Consider the following 16479-nt stretch of genomic DNA (forward strand, 5'->3'; position numbering starts at 1 on the left):
GATCGGGGAATGGCAATACACTCCGAGGATGCCCGCACCTGCCCTGCGCTCGAGTCCGTTGCCCAACGCGTCCCGATGAACGTCGTCGTCACGGTCGTCGTGATCCTGTTGATGGTGTCGGCGAACGCTCTGTTCGTGGCCGCCGAGTTCGCAACGGTTGGGTCTCGTCGATCGCGCATCCAGACCGCAGCGCAAGGTGGCAACCGATCTGCCGCCCGGCTTCTCGAGATCGTGGCCGACCCGGTGGCGCTCGACAACTACGTGGCCGCTTGCCAGATCGGCATCACACTGTCGAGTCTCGTGGCTGGCGCCTACGGGCAGGCGCAGCTGACGCCATTGCTCGAGCCGGTCTTCGGATCGGCCGGCCAAGCGGTTGCGGTCGTGGTCACGCTGGTGCTGATCACCGCCCTGCAAGTCGTGTTGGGCGAGCTGCTGCCGAAGACGGCTGCGCTCCGCTACCCCGAGCGGTTGGCGATTGGCACGGTGCGTCCGATGCAGATCAGCCAGTGGCTGTTCCGGCCGCTGGTGGCGATCTTCAACGGGTCGGCGTTCGCTGTCATGGGCTGGTTCGGGCTTCGTGGCGATCACAGCCACGCGCACGTCCACTCTCCCGAGGAACTCGCTGGGCTGTTCGAAGAGAGTGCCGCCGGCGGCCTGATCGATGTGGCCGAGCGCGACATGGTGGCAGGCGTCCTCAACGTGGAGCACCGCCATGTGCGAGAGATCATGACCCCGAGGCGGCGAATCGTCGGGATCGACGAGACGGCCTCTGTCGGCGCAGCGCTACAGGAACTCGTCGAGCGTCCTCACTCACGATTCCCGGTGTGGTCGGGTGCCGATCGCGACGTGCGGGGACTGGTGCATCTCCGCGACCTCTACCTCCAGTCTCGGGTCGACCCCAACGTCGCCGTCACCAGCGTTGCTCGACCCGTGCTCGCTGTCGCCGAGACCCTCACTGTCCCCGCCCTGTGGCAAATGCTCGACGAGGCCGAGGAACACTGCGCCTTGGTGGTGAACGAGTACGGTGCGGTCGCCGGCATCGTCACCCTCGAGGATGCGATCGAGGAGATATTCGGAGAGGTCCGTGACGAGTTCGACTCCGGGCCGGATCCGATCGTGATCGAGGGCAGCCGAGCCTCGGTGCACGGCGAGGTGCTCCTTGAAGACCTCAACCGCCGCTTCGGACTCTCGCTCCCCACCGACACGGTCGACACGGTCGGCGGACTGGTGTGGCACGAGCTCGGGCGGGTACCTGTTCGTGGTGAACGCGTGGAGCTCGCCGACGGCCATCTGTCGGTCACGATCGACGACGTGGAGCTGCATGCGATCGACCGCCTCAGCTTCGACATCCCTGGGATGGCGTCGTGATCGGAGAGGTCATTGTCCCCATCGTCGTGATCGTGGCGCTCGTCGCCCTCAATGGCGTCTTCGTCGCTGCCGAGTTCGCACTGGTGGCGGCGCGGCCGAGCCGCCTTCGACCCCTTGACGCCGACGGCAACCGAGCGGCGCGATGGCTGCTCGCCCTGTTCGAACGTCACGCCGGCAAGGACAGTTACATCGCCGTCGCCCAGCTCGGCATCACGCTCGCCTCCATCGGCCTCGGCATGTATGGCGAGCCCGCCGTTGCCCACTGGCTTTACGGTCCCTTCGAGAACGCCGGTCTCACCGAGGCCGCGGCGCACAGCGTCGGGTTCATCATCGCCCTGTCCGCTATCACCTACCTGCACGTCGTGTTCGGTGAGATGATTCCCAAGGCGCTCGCCCTGCAGGCCCCGGAATCGGTGAGCATCAAGGTGAATCCGTTGATGCGGTCGTTCGGTGCTGCGTTCCGACCGGTGGTCTCTCTCCTCAACACGATCGCATTCGCGTTGATGCGGCTCCTGCGTATCCCCGAGCCCGACAAGCGCCTCTCGCTGCACACCAGCGCCGAGCTGGCGATCGTCGCCGATGAGGCAGCCGAGGGTGGCCAGCTCGGCTTGCTGCAACGAGATCTCATTCGCAGCATCTTCGATCTCGACGATCGCACGGCCGAAGAGATCATGGTGACGCGTTCGAACATCGCTGCCATCGAGCTGGCGGCAACGCCCGAAGCGGTCGAGGCCACCATCACGGCGTCCGCCAGGAGCCGATACCCCGTCATCGACGGCGACCTCGACCACGTTGTCGGCATGCTGCACATCAAGGACTTCATCCGAGCACAGCAGCGCGGCGAATCCCCTGACCTCGCCGCGCTGATACGACCGTTGCCGACCGTTGCGGCCACGACATCCGCCGAGGACCTCCTCGAGCAGTTCAAGCACGGCAACGCCCACGCTGCGCTCGTGATCGACGAGTACGGCGGCACGCTCGGCTTCGTCGCCCTGGACGACGTCATTGCCGAGGTGATGGAGCATGACCCGCCCGACACGGTCACGACGAATGCCGACGGGTCGATCACCATCGACGGCGAGACCACCCTCGCCGAGCTGCGTTCGGAGCATCATCTCGATCTCGATCATCCCGACGTCGTGACCGTTGCCGGTGTCGTCCTCGCTGCCAGCGGGACGGTTCCGCCTGAGGGGACCAGGGTGAGCTACGGCTCGTACGACCTCATCGTCGAGGCGACGGAGGGCCACCGGATCACCAGCGTGCGGATCAGCGCCCGACCAGCCGACGACGGTGGCACGCACGAGAGCGCGTGAGCCCGAGGTCGAGTGAGGGTCAGGTGCGGTGCGTGTCGGCGGGGCCGCGAAGGTAGCCGCCGAGCTGGGTGGTGAATGGCGGCCGGAGCCTGGCTCGGATGTCGGCGGCGGGCCGTGAGGTATCCCCGTCGGGGTGATCGAGAAGCCACCGGTGCTGTTCGACGAAGTAGAGGGCCCAGAGGTTGTAGGCGAGTTGGCGGCTGTCGACGGTCGCCTCGAGCACCCGACGCCGCTTCGCCTCCTCGAGTCGGTCGGCGGTGCGGCCCAGGAGGTTGTCCATGGCCTCTTGCACCTGCTCCCGTCCGGCGCCGGCACCGGCGGTGGTCATGTACTGGCGGGTGAGCTCGGGTGCGCTGCACATGAGTTGGAGCAGTCGGGCGTAGACCGTGACGAGGGCCTCGATGATGTCGTGATGATCGTCGTTGTCGGTTGCCATGAACGCCTGGTCGATCCATGCGCTGAAATCGTCGTGAAAGACGCGATTGACCAGCGCTGCCTTGGAGCCGACGTGGAAGTAGACGGCGCCCTTGCTCACGCCCGCTCGGCTGGCGATGTCGTCCACGGTGGTACCGGCGTAGCCGTTGCGGGCGAAGAGGATGCGAGCAGCGCGCAGGATGCGCTCGAGCTTGTCCCGTTTGTTGTCTTCGGCTCGGCCCACCGCAGCGACGGTACGGCTTCGGCTGGCCGGCGACCACTCCGGCTGGGCACCCGTTTCGACTGCAGTCGATTTTCTTGATCGGGGCGCGTAGGGTTCGCCCTGCGTCGACATGAGGGGGACCCGTGGGTGAGGTGAGGGTGGACATCGGGCGGGCAGCCGCCTTGGTCGAGCCGGATGACGGGCGTCTGCATCGTCGGATCTTCACCGATCCCGAGGTGTACGAGTTGGAGCTGGAGCGGATCTTCGCCCGGTGCTGGCTCTTCGTCGGTCACGAGTCGCAGATCCGCCATCCCGGAGACTTCGTGGCGTCGCTCATGGGTGAAGACCCGGTGTTGGTCGTGCGGGACCGGCACGGAACGGTGCGGGTGCTGCTGAACGCGTGCACACACAAGGGGCGCACGGTGTGCGATCACGATGAGGGCAACACGACCGGGTTCACCTGCCCATACCACGGGTGGACGTTCCGCACGACGGGCGAACTCGGCGGCGTGCCGAACAGCGCCGATGCCTACTACGGAGAGCTCGACAAGTCCCGGCTCGGTCTTCGCCAGGCACGCGTCGATACCCACCGCGGCCTGATCTTCGCCACCTGGGATCCCGACGCACCCTCGCTTGCCGAGTACCTCGGCGGCATGCGTTGGTACCTCGACATCGCCCTCGACCGCTGCGCCGGAGGCACCGAGCTGATCGGGCCACCGCAGCGTTTCGTCGTCGACGCCAACTGGAAGACCGGCGCCGAGAACTTCATCTCCGACTTCCAGCATGCCCAATCAATCGCTCACGCGTCGGCGCTGCGAGCAGTCGGTAGCGGCGACCCGGCGAGGGTGACAGACGGCGTGCAGGCCAACCCGGCACCCGGTCACGGACTCTTCCTGTTCCGGGCGCAGCAGGATCGAGCGAACACCCTGCGATCACAGGACTTCATGTCGGCCAACAGTCCCGAGGCCGTTGCCCGCCTGGGCGAGCTCCGAGGTTCCGGAGCGATCGACCCGATTGCCGGCACGGTCTTTCCGAACCTGTCGTTCAACTTCATGCCGACCATCGCCAACCTGCGGATGTGGATGCCGCGAGGGCCGGGCCGTATGGAGGTCTGGACGTGGGGCATCGTCGACGCCGACGTCGACCCAGCGGTCAAGGCGCAGATGGTGGCCAGCTTCCAGATGTCGTTCGGCGTCTCTGGCCTCGTCGAGCAAGATGACGGCGACCAGTGGCAGGAGGTCACCAACTCCGGTCGCGGCTACATGACCCGCAACGACTGGTCGTACATCGGTATGGGTCTCGGTCACGAATTTACCGACCCGGACCTGCCAGGCGAGCTCGGTCTGCTCATCAGTGAGTCCAACGCCCGTGCGTTCTACCGACGATGGCAGGACCTGCTCCTGCACGACCGCTGGGAAGACCTGCCGGCCACGACGCATCGGCGTGCTGAACGATGATCGAACCCAAGACCACTCCACCAGCAGGCGTTCCGCTCGAGCGGGTGATCGAGTTGACGCAGCTGCTCAACCACGAGGCCCAGTTGCTCGACGACGGCCGCTACGAGGACTGGCTGGCGCTGCTCGCCGCCGACATCACCTACTCCGCGCCGATACACAACGACCAGCTGGGCGACACGGCGTCGAGCGAAGACGAGGCGCCGACACTGACGTACTTTCGAGACAACTTGGGCACGCTGCAGGTGCGTGTCGCCAAGATCCGGACGGGGCTGGCCCAAACCGAGAATCCGCCGTCGCGCACGGTCCGCCTCATTGGCACGGTCACCGTCGGCGCCGAACTCGAACCCGGACACGTGCCGGTTCGCAGCGCCTTCTTGTTGTACCGGCATCGTCGTCAACGGCAGGTCGAGATCCTCTCGGGCCATCGTCATGACGTGTGGCGCGCCACCGGCGATGGCTGGCAGCTGGCCCAACGTGAGATTCGCTTCGCCGCCAACGTTCTGCCGACCAAGAGTCTCTCGCTGCTGTTTTGATCGGGTCGAAATGTAAAGCGACGTTGTCGGAAAGTCTACTTGACACAAAGACAAGTCACCTTTACAGTCATTCGCATGACACACGCGAATGACTCCACCATCGCTGCGGCACGACGCAGCCCACGCCTCAGCGCTGAAGACAAGCGCCAGCGCAACAGCTATCTCCGTGAATTCGTTCCGGCGATCGTGACCTTCTGGATCCTTCTGGCGATCGTGCAGAGCTCCGTCGATGCGACCACCTCGAGGGCCCGGCTCTGGGTCCTGCTGCCCGTTCTGCCCATGGTCGGCGTTGCCGTCGCCCTGTACCGGGCAACACAGCGGGCCGATGAGTACGGCCGGATCGTCATGCTCGAATCCATGGCGCTTGGGTTCGGGGTCTCGATGATCGCTGCGCTGGCGCTCGGCTTCCTCGGAATGATCGGGGTGGCGTGGACCTTCGGCGGATGGTTGATCTTTGGTGCCGGTATGACGACCTGGGGCACCACCCTGCTCGTTCGGAGTGTGGCCTGATGGAAAACCGTCTGAAGGAGCTCCGCGCCGTCAACGGTTGGAGCCAGGCCCACCTCGCCGATCTGCTCGGCGTCAGTCGTCAGACCGTGAATGCGCTCGAGAAGGGCCGCTACGACCCGAGCCTCCCGCTGGCCTTCCGTCTCGCCCGAGTCTTCTCGACCAACATCGAAGACCTCTTTACGCCCGACCATGAAGACCTCGGGGAGCCCGCTGCCTCGCTCGCCTGAATGATCGCAGTACAGTGACCGAGCCCTCCACTGGGGGCACGAGATGGCCCGGCGCCGCCGAGGAGAGCGCCAACACATGCACCACCGGAGGCTGATCCGCACCGCTCGATGACCGGGCCGGGAGCGAAGAGCACGTCCCGCCAGATGCGTCGCCAACGTCGGCTTCGCCAACATGGTTGCTGGGATCACTTGATCGTTGCGCCGCTCTGGGTGGCCTACGGAGCGAACCTCGGGACGCTCTTGCGCACCTGTGACGCCGTGGGGGCGTGCATGGCGCTGCCCGACACGGCTCACTACCGCGACGCGCTGGCTACGGGCGACACGCTCGCCCGCCGTCCCCACATCCACTGGGTGCGACGATCCAAACTCCGCTGGGTCGACGAGCAACGCAGCAACGGTTGGCGAATCGTGGCCGTCGAACTGGCCGACGATGCCATTCCGCTGCCTCGGCTCGACGTGGCACGGGGTCGAACGGTGGTGCTGCTGGGGCACGAACACCACGGGATCCCCGACGAAGCGTGGCCGCTGCTCGACGATGTGGTCGAGATCCCGATGACCGGCCGCGGCGCCAGCTTGAATGTCGCGGTGGCCGGATCGCTGGTGCTCTACCGCCTGGCGGGACTCGCGTGACCGTCGGGCTGTCGGCGAATGGGGGTTACTCCTCGCTGAGGCGGCTGGGTGTCAGCGACCGGTGAGTTCCTCGGCGAGCATGACCAGGATGCCGCTGGGGCCACGCAGATAGGTCAGCCGGTAGAGGTCTTCGTAGCGAGCGACGCCGCGCAGCGGGTGGCAGCCATGCCGAGCAGCGATCGCCAGGGCCTCGTCGAGATCATCGACGGAGAACGCAACGCGGTGCATGCCGATCTCGTTGGGTCGAATCGGATCGCGTTCGATCGCGTCGGGGTGGAGATACTCGAAGAGCTCCAGTCGAGCGTTGCCGTCCGGGGTCTCGAGCATGGCGATCTTGGCGTGGTTGTCGTCGAGATCCACGGCGGTGTCGGACCACCCGCCGCCGACCTCGGCCTGACCGATCACGGTCAGGCCGAGATCGGTGAAGAAGGCAACGGCAGCATCGAGATCGCGGACGGCGATGCCAATGTTCTCCATCTTGATCGGCATGCGGCGCACGCTACTCGCGGCGGCAGATGAGGTCTCCTGGTCCGCGCTGCTGGTGGCGGCCGAGCATGGTCTTTGAGGACCTCGTCTCCTTCCCGGTACCGTCTGTCGCACGCGTGGCGAGCGGAAGTTGCGGATCGCCTGTCGGTGACACGTGATGCCACGCGCTGCAAGTTTGGACGAGGGGCTGGTCTCTGCATGGCGACAATGGCTGATGTGGCGAAGCGGGCCGGCGTTTCGGTGAGCACGGTGTCGTATGCCCTGAGTGGCAAGCGCCCGATCTCGGACGCAACACGGCTGCGGATCGAAACGGCAATGGCCGACCTCGACTACACGCCGAATGCGTTTGGCCGGGCGCTGAAGTCCCAGCGGAGCCGGATCCTGGCCTTCCTCCTTCCGACCGACGTCACCGCCACCGACGCGTACATGGTCAAGATGCTCTTCGCAGCAGCAGAGCGCGCTCGCGCCGATGGGTACCACTTGCTGCTTTGGACCGAGAGCGGGCAAGAGTCGCTCGGTGTTCGTGAGCTCGCGAGTGACGGGCTGATCGACGGTGTGCTGCTTACCTCGATCCTGATGGACGACCCTCGCGTCGACGCGCTCGACGAAGCCGGCGTGCCCTTCGTGACCATCGGCCGCACGGGCGATTGCGCAACGCACCTGTTCGTCGACACCGACGATCGACAGACTGCCTCGCTGGTGGTCGAGCAGCTCGTTGCCGAAGGCCACCGACGCGTCGAGTTCGTCGGCCCTCCAGCGGTGGACTTCGATCGGCGGGTGGGGATCGTCGTTCGATTGCAGAGCTCGCTTCGTGCAGCCGCAACGACGGCGGGCCTGGAACTGCGGACGAGCCCGTGTGACTTCACCGTTGCGGCGGGCCTCGAGATCGTGCGTCGTCGTGCCAATGACACCGAGCCGCCGACCGCGTACGTGGTCATGAATCCGCCTGCGCTCGATGGGGTGTTCCATGGTCTCGACGAGCTGGAATCGGGCGCGCAGGCAAGCCTCTCGGTCATCGGGCTGTTGACACCGAGCGAGGCCGACGTGACCTCGGTGGTTGCGGACCCTGCAGTACTCGGCACTATGGCGTCCGAGGTCATGATCGGTGCACTTGCCGGACAGGCCATCGATGGGCAACGATTGGTCGGGACGACGCTGGTCGTCGGCAGCTCGATCCGACCGGCGTACCCTCTGACCTCGCTATCTGTTCCGAGGTTTACGGAACGGTAACAGTCACTTGACCGCCCTGGAACCTGGCGTTAGCCCGGATCTTTCATACGGCTGTTGGTGTTGAGATCCGTGTGGTCACGGTGAGTGATGCGAAGGCGGTGCGGATCCGCCCGATGGCGGCCAAGAGTTGGGTGGTCCATGGCCAGTGCTGATCGAGATGAAGAACACGCCCGGTCGGGGTGACCCGGCCAGCGACGGTGAGGAACCGGTGCCGTACCGTTTTCGGTGCCGCCTTCGCCATGGCGGTCCCGGCGCAGCCGATCCGCCGTGCCCAACACAACAGATCGTTCGCGGCGAAACACAACTGCATCCACAGATCGTTGCTGACGATGCAGTCGAACGGCAGGTTCGCCAGTCCGCAGGCTTTGGTATCGCGGATCACGTTCTCGGCCCGGGCACGCTGCCGTTGCCGTAGCTCGAGTCCGGCAATGTCGCCGCCTGCGGTGTCGGTGATGAACGCGGTATGGCGGCGGCCCTCGATCGTGTCGAACAAGGTGAGCTGTGCGCCCGGATGGGGGCGTTCACGACGAACGATCAACCGTGTCCGTTCCGGCCAGGCATCGAGGTTCACCAGGCCGGTGAGTTCGATCACCTCGGCCCCGGCCCGGGGTCGGCCATCGGTGTTGATCGCCGGGACCCAGGCGTCGTCTTGGCACAACATGATGGCGTCGCGTACGCGTTGATCGATCGAGTAGCCGATGGAGAACTCGGCGTTACGTAGCCGTGCTTCTTCGGTGAGCCAATGGTTCGCCCCGCCAGCATCGGCACGGATCACCAACCGATGCTGGATGAGGGTTGGATCATCGCCGAGGCCATGCCCGGCCGCCCAGGCGTCGGGGAGTTGAGCGACCGCGGCGTCCAGGACGGTGATGTGGTCGGCTGCGTTGTTCGCGCCCGCGTTGCCGGGCCGCATGATCCCGCACAGCATTTCGCCGGTCTCGGCGATCATCGCCAGCAACGGGTGATGCCCGTAGGTTCGTTTGTAGTTGGGTGCTGCGTCTTGCTTGTCGGTCTTGGTGGTGATCAGGGTCCCGTCGATATCGATGATCACGTCACCGGCGGGTCCCGCTCCGGCGGCCCATGCCCGAGCCCGGGCGTCACGACGGGCGATGTCGAGACGGCGGAACTCGGCCGGACCGACCCGATCGAAGGTTCGCCACACGGTCGGGTCCGACGCGACCGGGCCGAACATGGCCGGCTGGTTCCGTAACACCGCCAGATCAGCGAGACAGGTCGCTCCGTCGGCCAACGCCAACACCACCTGTGTCAGAGTCCGGCCCGGGTCATGACGACGACCCCCGAGGCCACGCATCGCCTCGGAGAACCCGGCGGTCATCCCGGTCAGATCGGCGGTCTCGGCCAACCATTCCAGACCGGCGTGGGTGGCCAGTCCCGTCCCGTCACCGGTCACCTTGCGTGGTCGAACAAGGCTGCTACCTTGGCTCATGAGAGCCCTCCGTTTCCTGGAATCCGATGTTTGCTTCGCAACACTCATCGTTCCAGGTCGGAGGGCTTTTCGCGAACCCGCTCACCGATCGCTATGCAAGATCCGGGTTAGCGTCAACGGTCGGTTTGTCGAATCGATTCGATGAATCGACATGCACGGCCGCTCGGCCGAGAAAGAGGGGAGAGACCCAACATGACGAAGAAGACGCATGCGTCGTGGCGATTGCTCGTCGCATTGTGCGCAGCATTCGCGCTGACCGCCGCAAGTTGTGGCAGCAGCAGCAGCGATGCCTCGGCAGGTGATGCCTCGGACGGAGAGGACACGGCCACCACGGCCGACGGCGGGAGTGACGGCGGCGCCGACGATTCCTCCGATGACGCAGCCGCCGGGGGCGAGTGCTCCGAGCCGACCGAGATCACCTGGCTCGGCACGATCAAGATCGAGATCCAGGATCAGTTCCGGGCCGCGATCGACGAGTACAACGCAACCAACACCGATTGCGTGAGTGTCGAGATCGTCGACGCTCCGCAGGGCCAGCCGTTCCTCCAGACCATCACGCCGCTGTACGAGTCGGGCAACGCCCCGACCATCATTACCGCGCTCCAGGAGATCCCCGACATGGCCCCGCGGGTCATGGACTGGACCGGTCAGCCACTGGTCGATCTTGCCGCCGAGGGCACCCTCGACGTCGCCAACATCGACGGCAAGCAGGCCGGTATCCCGATCACCGCTGAGGCATTCGGTCTCCTCTACAACAAGTCGGTCCTCGACGCCGCCGGTGTCGATCCGACTGCGGTCACCACCCGCAGCGAACTCGCTGCAGCGCTCGAGGCGGTCGCCGGCACGGCCCCCGCAGCGGTGCACTTCTCGGGTCTGTGGTGGTCACTGGGTGCTCACTTCACCAACATTTATCACACCAACGCCGCCGAGACCTCCGAGGAGCGGCTCGCCATCCTCGATGAGCTCACTGCCGGCAACTACGACCTGATGTCCGACCCTGTCTTCATCGACTGGCTCGACACGTTCGATCTGCTGAAGGCGAACACGATCGGCTCGGCCACGATCGCCGACACCGACTACGACGTGGGCGTCGAGAACCTGGCTACCGGTGAGGTCGGCTTCTGGTTCATGGGCAACTGGGCCGAGCCGAACCTGCTCGGCGCCACCCCCGACGGTGAGTTCGGCGTGATGCCCGTGCCGATCAGCGACACCGCCGGCGCCTACGGCAACGACGGCATCTCGGTCGGCGTGCCCTTCTACCTCATGATCGATGAGGAGCAGTCGTCACCCGAGCAGCGCGAGGCTGCCATCGCCGTGGTCACCTGGTTCCTCACCACCCCCGAGGGCCAGACCTACTGGGCCGGCCCGCTCGAGGACAACGGCATGGGCTTCATCCCCGTCTACGACGGCTTCACCGTCAGCCCCTCCACCTACATGGCCTCCGAGATCGCCGACTATGTTGCCGCCGGCAAGGCCCTCCAGTGGGTGAACAGCGCCTACCCGTCGGGTCTGCAGGATTGCTACGGCGCCGCCGCTCAGAAGTACTACGCCGATCAGTCCGATCGCGAGACCTTCGCCGGTGAGCTCGAAGCCTGCTGGACGGCCTGATCCCGCTGGTTGAGCGCTCGACGTTCGACCTGTAGCAAACTCAGCGTGTGCTCCCGGAGTCGAAAGACTCCGGGAGCCCATGCGCAACCAAGGGGGTTCCAGCCATGGCAGTTTCCAATCGGCGATCCGAGATCAGCCGGTTCATGCTCTTCGCCTTCGTGCCACTCGCGATCTTCACGCTGGTCTTGATCGTGCCGTTCGCAAGAGGCATCTACTTCACCTTCCGAGACTGGAACGGGTTCGAGACCACGAAGTGGGTCGGCTTCGAGAACTACAGCGCGGCCTGGTCCGACGACAAGTTCTGGTCCTCGATGTGGCTCACGGCGAAGTACGTCGTCGCCAGCGTGGTCTTGGTCAATCTCGTGGCCTTCGGCCTGGCGCTGCTCGTGACGCTGCCGATGCGAGGCACCCATGTGCTGCGCACCGTGTTCTTCGTCCCCAACCTCCTCGCCGGGGTGATCCTCGGCCTGGTGTGGCAGTTCCTCTTCGCCCAGGCCTTTCCCGTGATCGCGAGTCCGATCTTCCAGTCCAACTGGCTGATCGAGACCACCGGGGCGTTCTGGGCCATGGTCATCGTGACCGTGTGGCAGATGTCGGGCTACCTGATGATCGTCTACGTGACGGCGCTGATGAGCATCGACGAGTCGCTACTGGAAGCCTCGCTCATCGATGGGGCCACCGGATTCAAACAGATGTTGTACGTTAAGATCCCGCTCATCGTCCCCGCCTTCACCATCTCGTTGTTCCTGACCATCCGGAACGCGTTCATGGTCTACGACCTCAACCTCTCGCTGACCGGTGGCGGCCCGTTCCGGACCACCGAACTCGTCTCGATGCAGGTATTCAACGAGGCGTTCCAGCTCGGCAACTGGGCCAAGGGGCAGGCAGAGGCCGTCACGATGTTCATCGTGATCGCCATCGCCGCCGTCATCCAGGTGGGCATCTCCAAGCGATTCGAGGTTCAAGCATGAGCGACATGATCGACCAGATCGAACCCACCGAAGCAACCCATGTGGCAGCGCCGAGGAAGAAGTCCGGCCGGCGAGTTCTCGGCCTCATGGCCATCGTGCTCGCTGCGCTCTATGCGTTCCCGTTCGCGATGGTGATCCTGAACTCGGTCAAGGAACGGCGCACCGTGATCAGTGATCCGCTCGGCGTCCCCTCACCGTTCAAGTGGGACAACTTCACCGAGGCCATCGACAAGATGGGCTATTGGCAGGCCCTCCTGAACACGTTCATCGTCACCGTCATCAGCGTGTCGGCCATCATCGTCACGTCGTCGATGCTGGCCTACTACCTCGCCCGGACGAAGTCGAAGTTCTCCACCACCACCTTCCTCGTGCTCGTGGCGTCGATGGTGGTGCCCTTCCAGGCCCTGATGATCCCGTTCGTCGGTTTCTTCTTGAGGGATCTCAGCTTCCCCGCCAACCAATACACGATCGCGTTCTTCTACGTCGGGTTCGGGGTCGCCCTGTCGACCTTCCTCTACCACGGCTTCATCTCGAACATCCCGATCTCGCTCGACGAGGCCGCGGCGATCGATGGTGCGGGGCCCATCATGACGTTCCGCACGGTCGTCTTCCCGTTGCTCGGACCGGTCACGGCGACCGTGGCGATCATCAATACCTTGTGGATCTGGAACGACTACCTGCTCCCCTCGCTGGTGCTCGTCGAGAACGACGAGAAGACCATCCCGCTGAGGACTTTCGTGTTCTTCGGTCAGTACACCTCCGACTATGGCCTGGCCATGGCCGGTCTGTTGTTATCGATCGTTCCGATCGTGGTCTTCTACTTCATGATGCAGAAGCGCATCATCGCCGGAATCTCCGCTGGTGCGGTGAAGTGACATCGATGCCCTGGTGGCGACATGCCGTCGTCTACCAGGTGTATCTCCAATCCTTCGCTGACTCGAATGGCGATGGTGTCGGCGACATCTGTGGCCTCATCGGGCGGCTTCCCTACCTTCGGGACTTGGGTGTCGACGCCGTCTGGATCACGCCCTGGTACCCATCGCCGTTCCACGATGGCGGCTACGACGTCGCCGATTACTGCGACATCGATCCCCGGTTCGGCACCCTCGACCACGCCAAGGTCCTCATCCAGAATGCACACGCGCTCGATCTCAAGGTCATCATCGACCTGGTGCCGAACCATACGTCGACGGACCACCGCTGGTTTCGGGAAGCGCTGGCCTCCCCGCCAGGTTCCGCCGAGCGTGACCGCTACCTCTTCCGGTCGGGTCGGGGACCCGACGGGTCGCTTCCGCCGAGCAACTGGGAGTCGATCTTCGGAGGACCGGCGTGGGAGCGCGCCGCCGACGGCGAGTGGTATCTCCACAGCTTCGCCCCGACCCAGGCGGATCTGAACTGGGACAACCCCGAGGTGGTCGCGTCCTTCGATGAGATCCTTCGCTTCTGGCTCGATGTTGGTGTCGATGGGTTCCGCGTCGACGTGGCCCACGGTCTGTTCAAGGACGATCCGACCGTCGATCTCGAACTCGAGCTCGAGCCCGGCGTTGCGTTGCACCGCCTCACCGAGGCGGCCGACCACCCGATGTGGGACCGAGACCGCATCCACGACATCGTTCGCCGTTGGCGGCGCATCGTCGATGAGTACGGCGACCGGCTCATGGTCGCCGAGGCGGTCGTCCACCCGGCCCGGGTGGCCCGCTACCTCCAGCCCGGTGGCTACCACCAGTCGTTCAACTTCGATCTCCTCGAGACCGACTGGGACGCCCGGCAGTTCCACACGAGCATCGAGCGGTCGATGCGGGCGTTGGAGGAGACTCCCGCGCTTCCCACGTGGGTCGTGTCCAACCACGACGTCGTACGCCCGGCGACGCGGTATGGCCTACCGGTCGGCATCGATTGGTACCGGTGGTCAGCACAAGGGCCACACGATGCCCTCGATGTCGAACGTGGCGCCCGACGGGCCCGAGCCATCGCCCTCGTCACGCTTGCGCTGCCCGGGTCGGCCTACATCTATCAGGGCGAGGAACTCGGACTGCCGGAAGTCTGGGACCTTCCCGTCGAGGTGTTGCGCGATCCCACGTGGGAGCAGTCGGGCCACACGCTCAAGGGACGCGACGGGTGCCGTGTCCCGATCCCATGGGACGCAGACCGTCACGCCATGGGCTTCAGCACGGCCGAACCATGGTTGCCACAACCGCCAGAGTTCCTCGGTCGGTCGGTTGCGGAACAGCTCGACGACGAGCGGTCCTCGCTCAGCCTCTACCGGTCGGCGATCGGGCTTCGCTCGACCTGGCTGCGAGACGGCGACGATCTGACGGTCACAACGCTCGGCAGCGGTGATGTGCTGGCGCTCGGCCGGGCCGGCGGGTTCACCTGTCTGGTCAACATGGGTGACGAGCCCTTCGCCCTGCCCGAAGGCTCCGTGATCCTCGCGTCGAACCCCGATCAGGGCCGAGTGCTCGAGCCTGACTGCGCCGTCTGGATGGTGCGGCCAGACGACATCGAACAGCGTGCTGGAGCGCGCAAGACCAGGTCGTAGATGGCGCCGATCAGCCCCAACCGGCCGCAACTCATCACCTACGTCGATCGACTCGCCTCGGACCTTCAAGGTCTCGACCGGCTGCTTCGCAGTGAGTTGGATGGCGCCTTCGGGGGCGTCCACCTGCTTCCGTTCTTCACCCCGATCGATGGAGCCGACGCGGGATTCGACCCGATCGATCACTGCGAGGTCGACCCCCGACTCGGCACATGGGAGGACGTCGGTCGCATCGGTCGTGACTTCGTCGTCATGGCCGATCTGATCGTCAACCACGTCTCATCGGCGTCTGCGCCGTTCCTCGACTGGCAGGCGCACGGCTCGGCATCACCGTACGACGGCATGTTCCTGACCCTGGAACGCGTCTTTTCCGGTGGACCCGATGACCCCGACATCGACAAGCTCTATCGGCCGCGACCGGGACGCCCATTCACGGCCTACGAGATCGCAGGTCGCGAACAGCAGGTGTGGACCACCTTCACGAGCGACCAGGTCGACATCGACGTGAACAGCCCCGCCGGCCGTGACCATCTGCTCGGTGTGCTCGATCGATTCGCCGCAGCGGGCATCGATCTCGTTCGCCTCGACGCCGTCGGGTACGCGATCAAGAAGCCGGGCTCGTCCAGTTTCATGATCCCGGAGACCTTCGAGTTCATTGATTGGATCACCGAGCAGAGCCGCACGCGTGGCATGGGGGTGCTGGTCGAGATCCACGCCCACCACCGGCACCAGATCGAGATCGCCGATCGAGTCGACGCCGTCTACGACTTCGCACTGCCCCCGCTCGTCCTCCACGCGCTCCACACTGGCGACGCCGCGCCGCTCGAGGAGTGGCTGCGCATCGCCCCACGCAACTGTGTGACCGTGCTCGACACCCACGATGGCATTGGCATCGTCGACGTCGCTCCCGAGGGCGAGCTCGATGGCCTGCTCTCGGCACAGCAGGTCGACGAGTTGGTCGAGACGATGCACGAGGCGAGTGGCGGCCGATCCCGAGAGGCCACGGGCGCAGCGGCGTCGAACCTCGACCTCTACCAGGTGAACACCACGTTCTACGAGGCGCTGGCTTCGGAGGACGAGGCCCATTTCGTCGCCCGGCTCATTCAGGTGTTGTGCCCGGGGATCCCGCAGGTCTACTACGCCGGCCTTCTTGCCGCACCGAATCAGATGGAGCTGCTGCACCGGACCAAGGTGGGCCGCGACATCAACCGTCCCTACTACTCCGACGAGGGTCTTGCCGCGGCGATGCAGACCGACGTGGTCATCGACACGCTCGGACTCCTGCGGTGGCGCAATTGCAACGCCGACCTCTTCGAAGGATCGTTCGACGTCCTCGACTCGCCGTCCGGCGTACTGGCGTTCCGGTGGACACGAGGCGACGATGTGCTGGAGGCGACGATCGATGTCACTCGACGGTCGTTCCGTCTGGAGATCGGTGAGTCGGTGTTCACCTCACCCGCCGACTTCCGCCGCAGCGATCGCTTCCGCTAGCACGTCACAGCGTCGGTGGTCCCGGAACCACCGGC

At 65.2% G+C, this 16479-nt stretch carries 16 protein-coding genes; 13 read left to right on the forward strand and 3 right to left on the reverse strand.

The features are described from left to right. Positions 1-9: 9 nt before the first annotated feature. On the forward strand, positions 10-1368 hold the full coding sequence (locus R2733_10040; GenBank protein MEZ5376838.1) for a hemolysin family protein: 1359 nt from the start codon (positions 10-12) through the stop codon (positions 1366-1368). Then, positions 1365-2681, forward strand: coding sequence for a hemolysin family protein (locus R2733_10045; GenBank protein ID MEZ5376839.1), 1317 nt, complete (start codon positions 1365-1367; stop codon positions 2679-2681). Before R2733_10040 ends, R2733_10045 begins: the two co-directional genes overlap by 4 nt. Before the next feature lie 19 nt (positions 2682-2700). Here R2733_10045 and R2733_10050 read toward each other — a convergent pair whose 3' ends face one another. After that, positions 2701-3339, reverse strand: a complete 639-nt coding sequence (locus R2733_10050; GenBank protein MEZ5376840.1) for a TetR/AcrR family transcriptional regulator — start codon at positions 3337-3339, stop codon at positions 2701-2703. A gap of 122 nt (positions 3340-3461) precedes the next feature. On the opposite strand from R2733_10050, the gene R2733_10055 reads away from it, so the two are divergent. The 5 genes from R2733_10055 (at position 3462) to R2733_10075 (ending at position 6675) form a co-directional block, all read left to right on the forward strand. Next, positions 3462-4775 (forward strand): aromatic ring-hydroxylating dioxygenase subunit alpha, encoded by a 1314-nt coding sequence (locus tag R2733_10055; GenBank protein ID MEZ5376841.1) that lies wholly within the window; start codon positions 3462-3464, stop codon positions 4773-4775. After that, positions 4772-5308, forward strand: a complete 537-nt coding sequence (locus tag R2733_10060) for an aromatic-ring-hydroxylating dioxygenase subunit beta (GenBank protein MEZ5376842.1) — start codon at positions 4772-4774, stop codon at positions 5306-5308. The genes R2733_10055 and R2733_10060 overlap by 4 nt, the downstream gene beginning before the upstream one ends. 75 nt (positions 5309-5383) lie before the next feature. Further along, entirely contained in the window at positions 5384-5818 is a 435-nt protein-coding gene (locus tag R2733_10065; protein MEZ5376843.1) for a hypothetical protein, read from the forward strand. Next, on the forward strand, positions 5818-6045 hold the full coding sequence (locus R2733_10070; protein MEZ5376844.1) for a helix-turn-helix transcriptional regulator: 228 nt from the start codon (positions 5818-5820) through the stop codon (positions 6043-6045). The genes R2733_10065 and R2733_10070 overlap by 1 nt, the downstream gene beginning before the upstream one ends. A gap of 108 nt (positions 6046-6153) precedes the next feature. Beyond that, positions 6154-6675, forward strand: a complete 522-nt coding sequence (locus R2733_10075) for a TrmH family RNA methyltransferase (GenBank protein ID MEZ5376845.1) — start codon at positions 6154-6156, stop codon at positions 6673-6675. Positions 6676-6726: 51 nt separating this feature from the next. On the opposite strand, the gene R2733_10080 is transcribed toward R2733_10075, so the two are convergent. Beyond that, entirely contained in the window at positions 6727-7164 is a 438-nt protein-coding gene (locus tag R2733_10080; GenBank protein ID MEZ5376846.1) for a VOC family protein, read from the reverse strand. Between the two features lie 195 nt (positions 7165-7359). Between R2733_10080 and R2733_10085 the strand changes: the two genes are divergently transcribed. Continuing rightward, positions 7360-8391, forward strand: a complete 1032-nt coding sequence (locus R2733_10085) for a LacI family DNA-binding transcriptional regulator (GenBank protein MEZ5376847.1) — start codon at positions 7360-7362, stop codon at positions 8389-8391. Positions 8392-8434: 43 nt separating this feature from the next. On the opposite strand, the gene R2733_10090 is transcribed toward R2733_10085, so the two are convergent. Then, complete coding sequence (locus tag R2733_10090) at positions 8435-9838, reverse strand: IS1380 family transposase (protein MEZ5376848.1); 1404 nt, start codon at positions 9836-9838, stop codon at positions 8435-8437. A 192-nt stretch (positions 9839-10030) separates the two neighbouring features. Between R2733_10090 and R2733_10095 the strand changes: the two genes are divergently transcribed. The 5 genes from R2733_10095 (at position 10031) to gtfA (ending at position 16444) form a co-directional block, all read left to right on the forward strand. Beyond that, positions 10031-11446 (forward strand): hypothetical protein, encoded by a 1416-nt coding sequence (locus R2733_10095; protein MEZ5376849.1) that lies wholly within the window; start codon positions 10031-10033, stop codon positions 11444-11446. Between the two features lie 104 nt (positions 11447-11550). Further along, the gene (locus R2733_10100) at positions 11551-12417 is read left to right on the forward strand and encodes a sugar ABC transporter permease (protein MEZ5376850.1); all 867 of its coding nucleotides are present in this window, start codon (positions 11551-11553) and stop codon (positions 12415-12417) included. After that, the gene (locus tag R2733_10105; protein ID MEZ5376851.1) at positions 12414-13292 is read left to right on the forward strand and encodes a carbohydrate ABC transporter permease; all 879 of its coding nucleotides are present in this window, start codon (positions 12414-12416) and stop codon (positions 13290-13292) included. The genes R2733_10100 and R2733_10105 overlap by 4 nt, the downstream gene beginning before the upstream one ends. 5 nt (positions 13293-13297) lie before the next feature. Beyond that, positions 13298-14956 (forward strand): glycoside hydrolase family 13 protein, encoded by a 1659-nt coding sequence (locus tag R2733_10110; GenBank protein ID MEZ5376852.1) that lies wholly within the window; start codon positions 13298-13300, stop codon positions 14954-14956. Next, a complete protein-coding gene (gene gtfA, locus R2733_10115; GenBank protein ID MEZ5376853.1) occupies positions 14957-16444 on the forward strand; it encodes a sucrose phosphorylase in 1488 nt (495 codons plus the stop codon). Positions 16445-16479 lie beyond the last annotated feature (35 nt).

It is taken from the genome of Acidimicrobiales bacterium (assembly GCA_041394265.1).
GTDB lineage: Bacteria > Actinomycetota > Acidimicrobiia > Acidimicrobiales > SZUA-35 > JBBQUN01.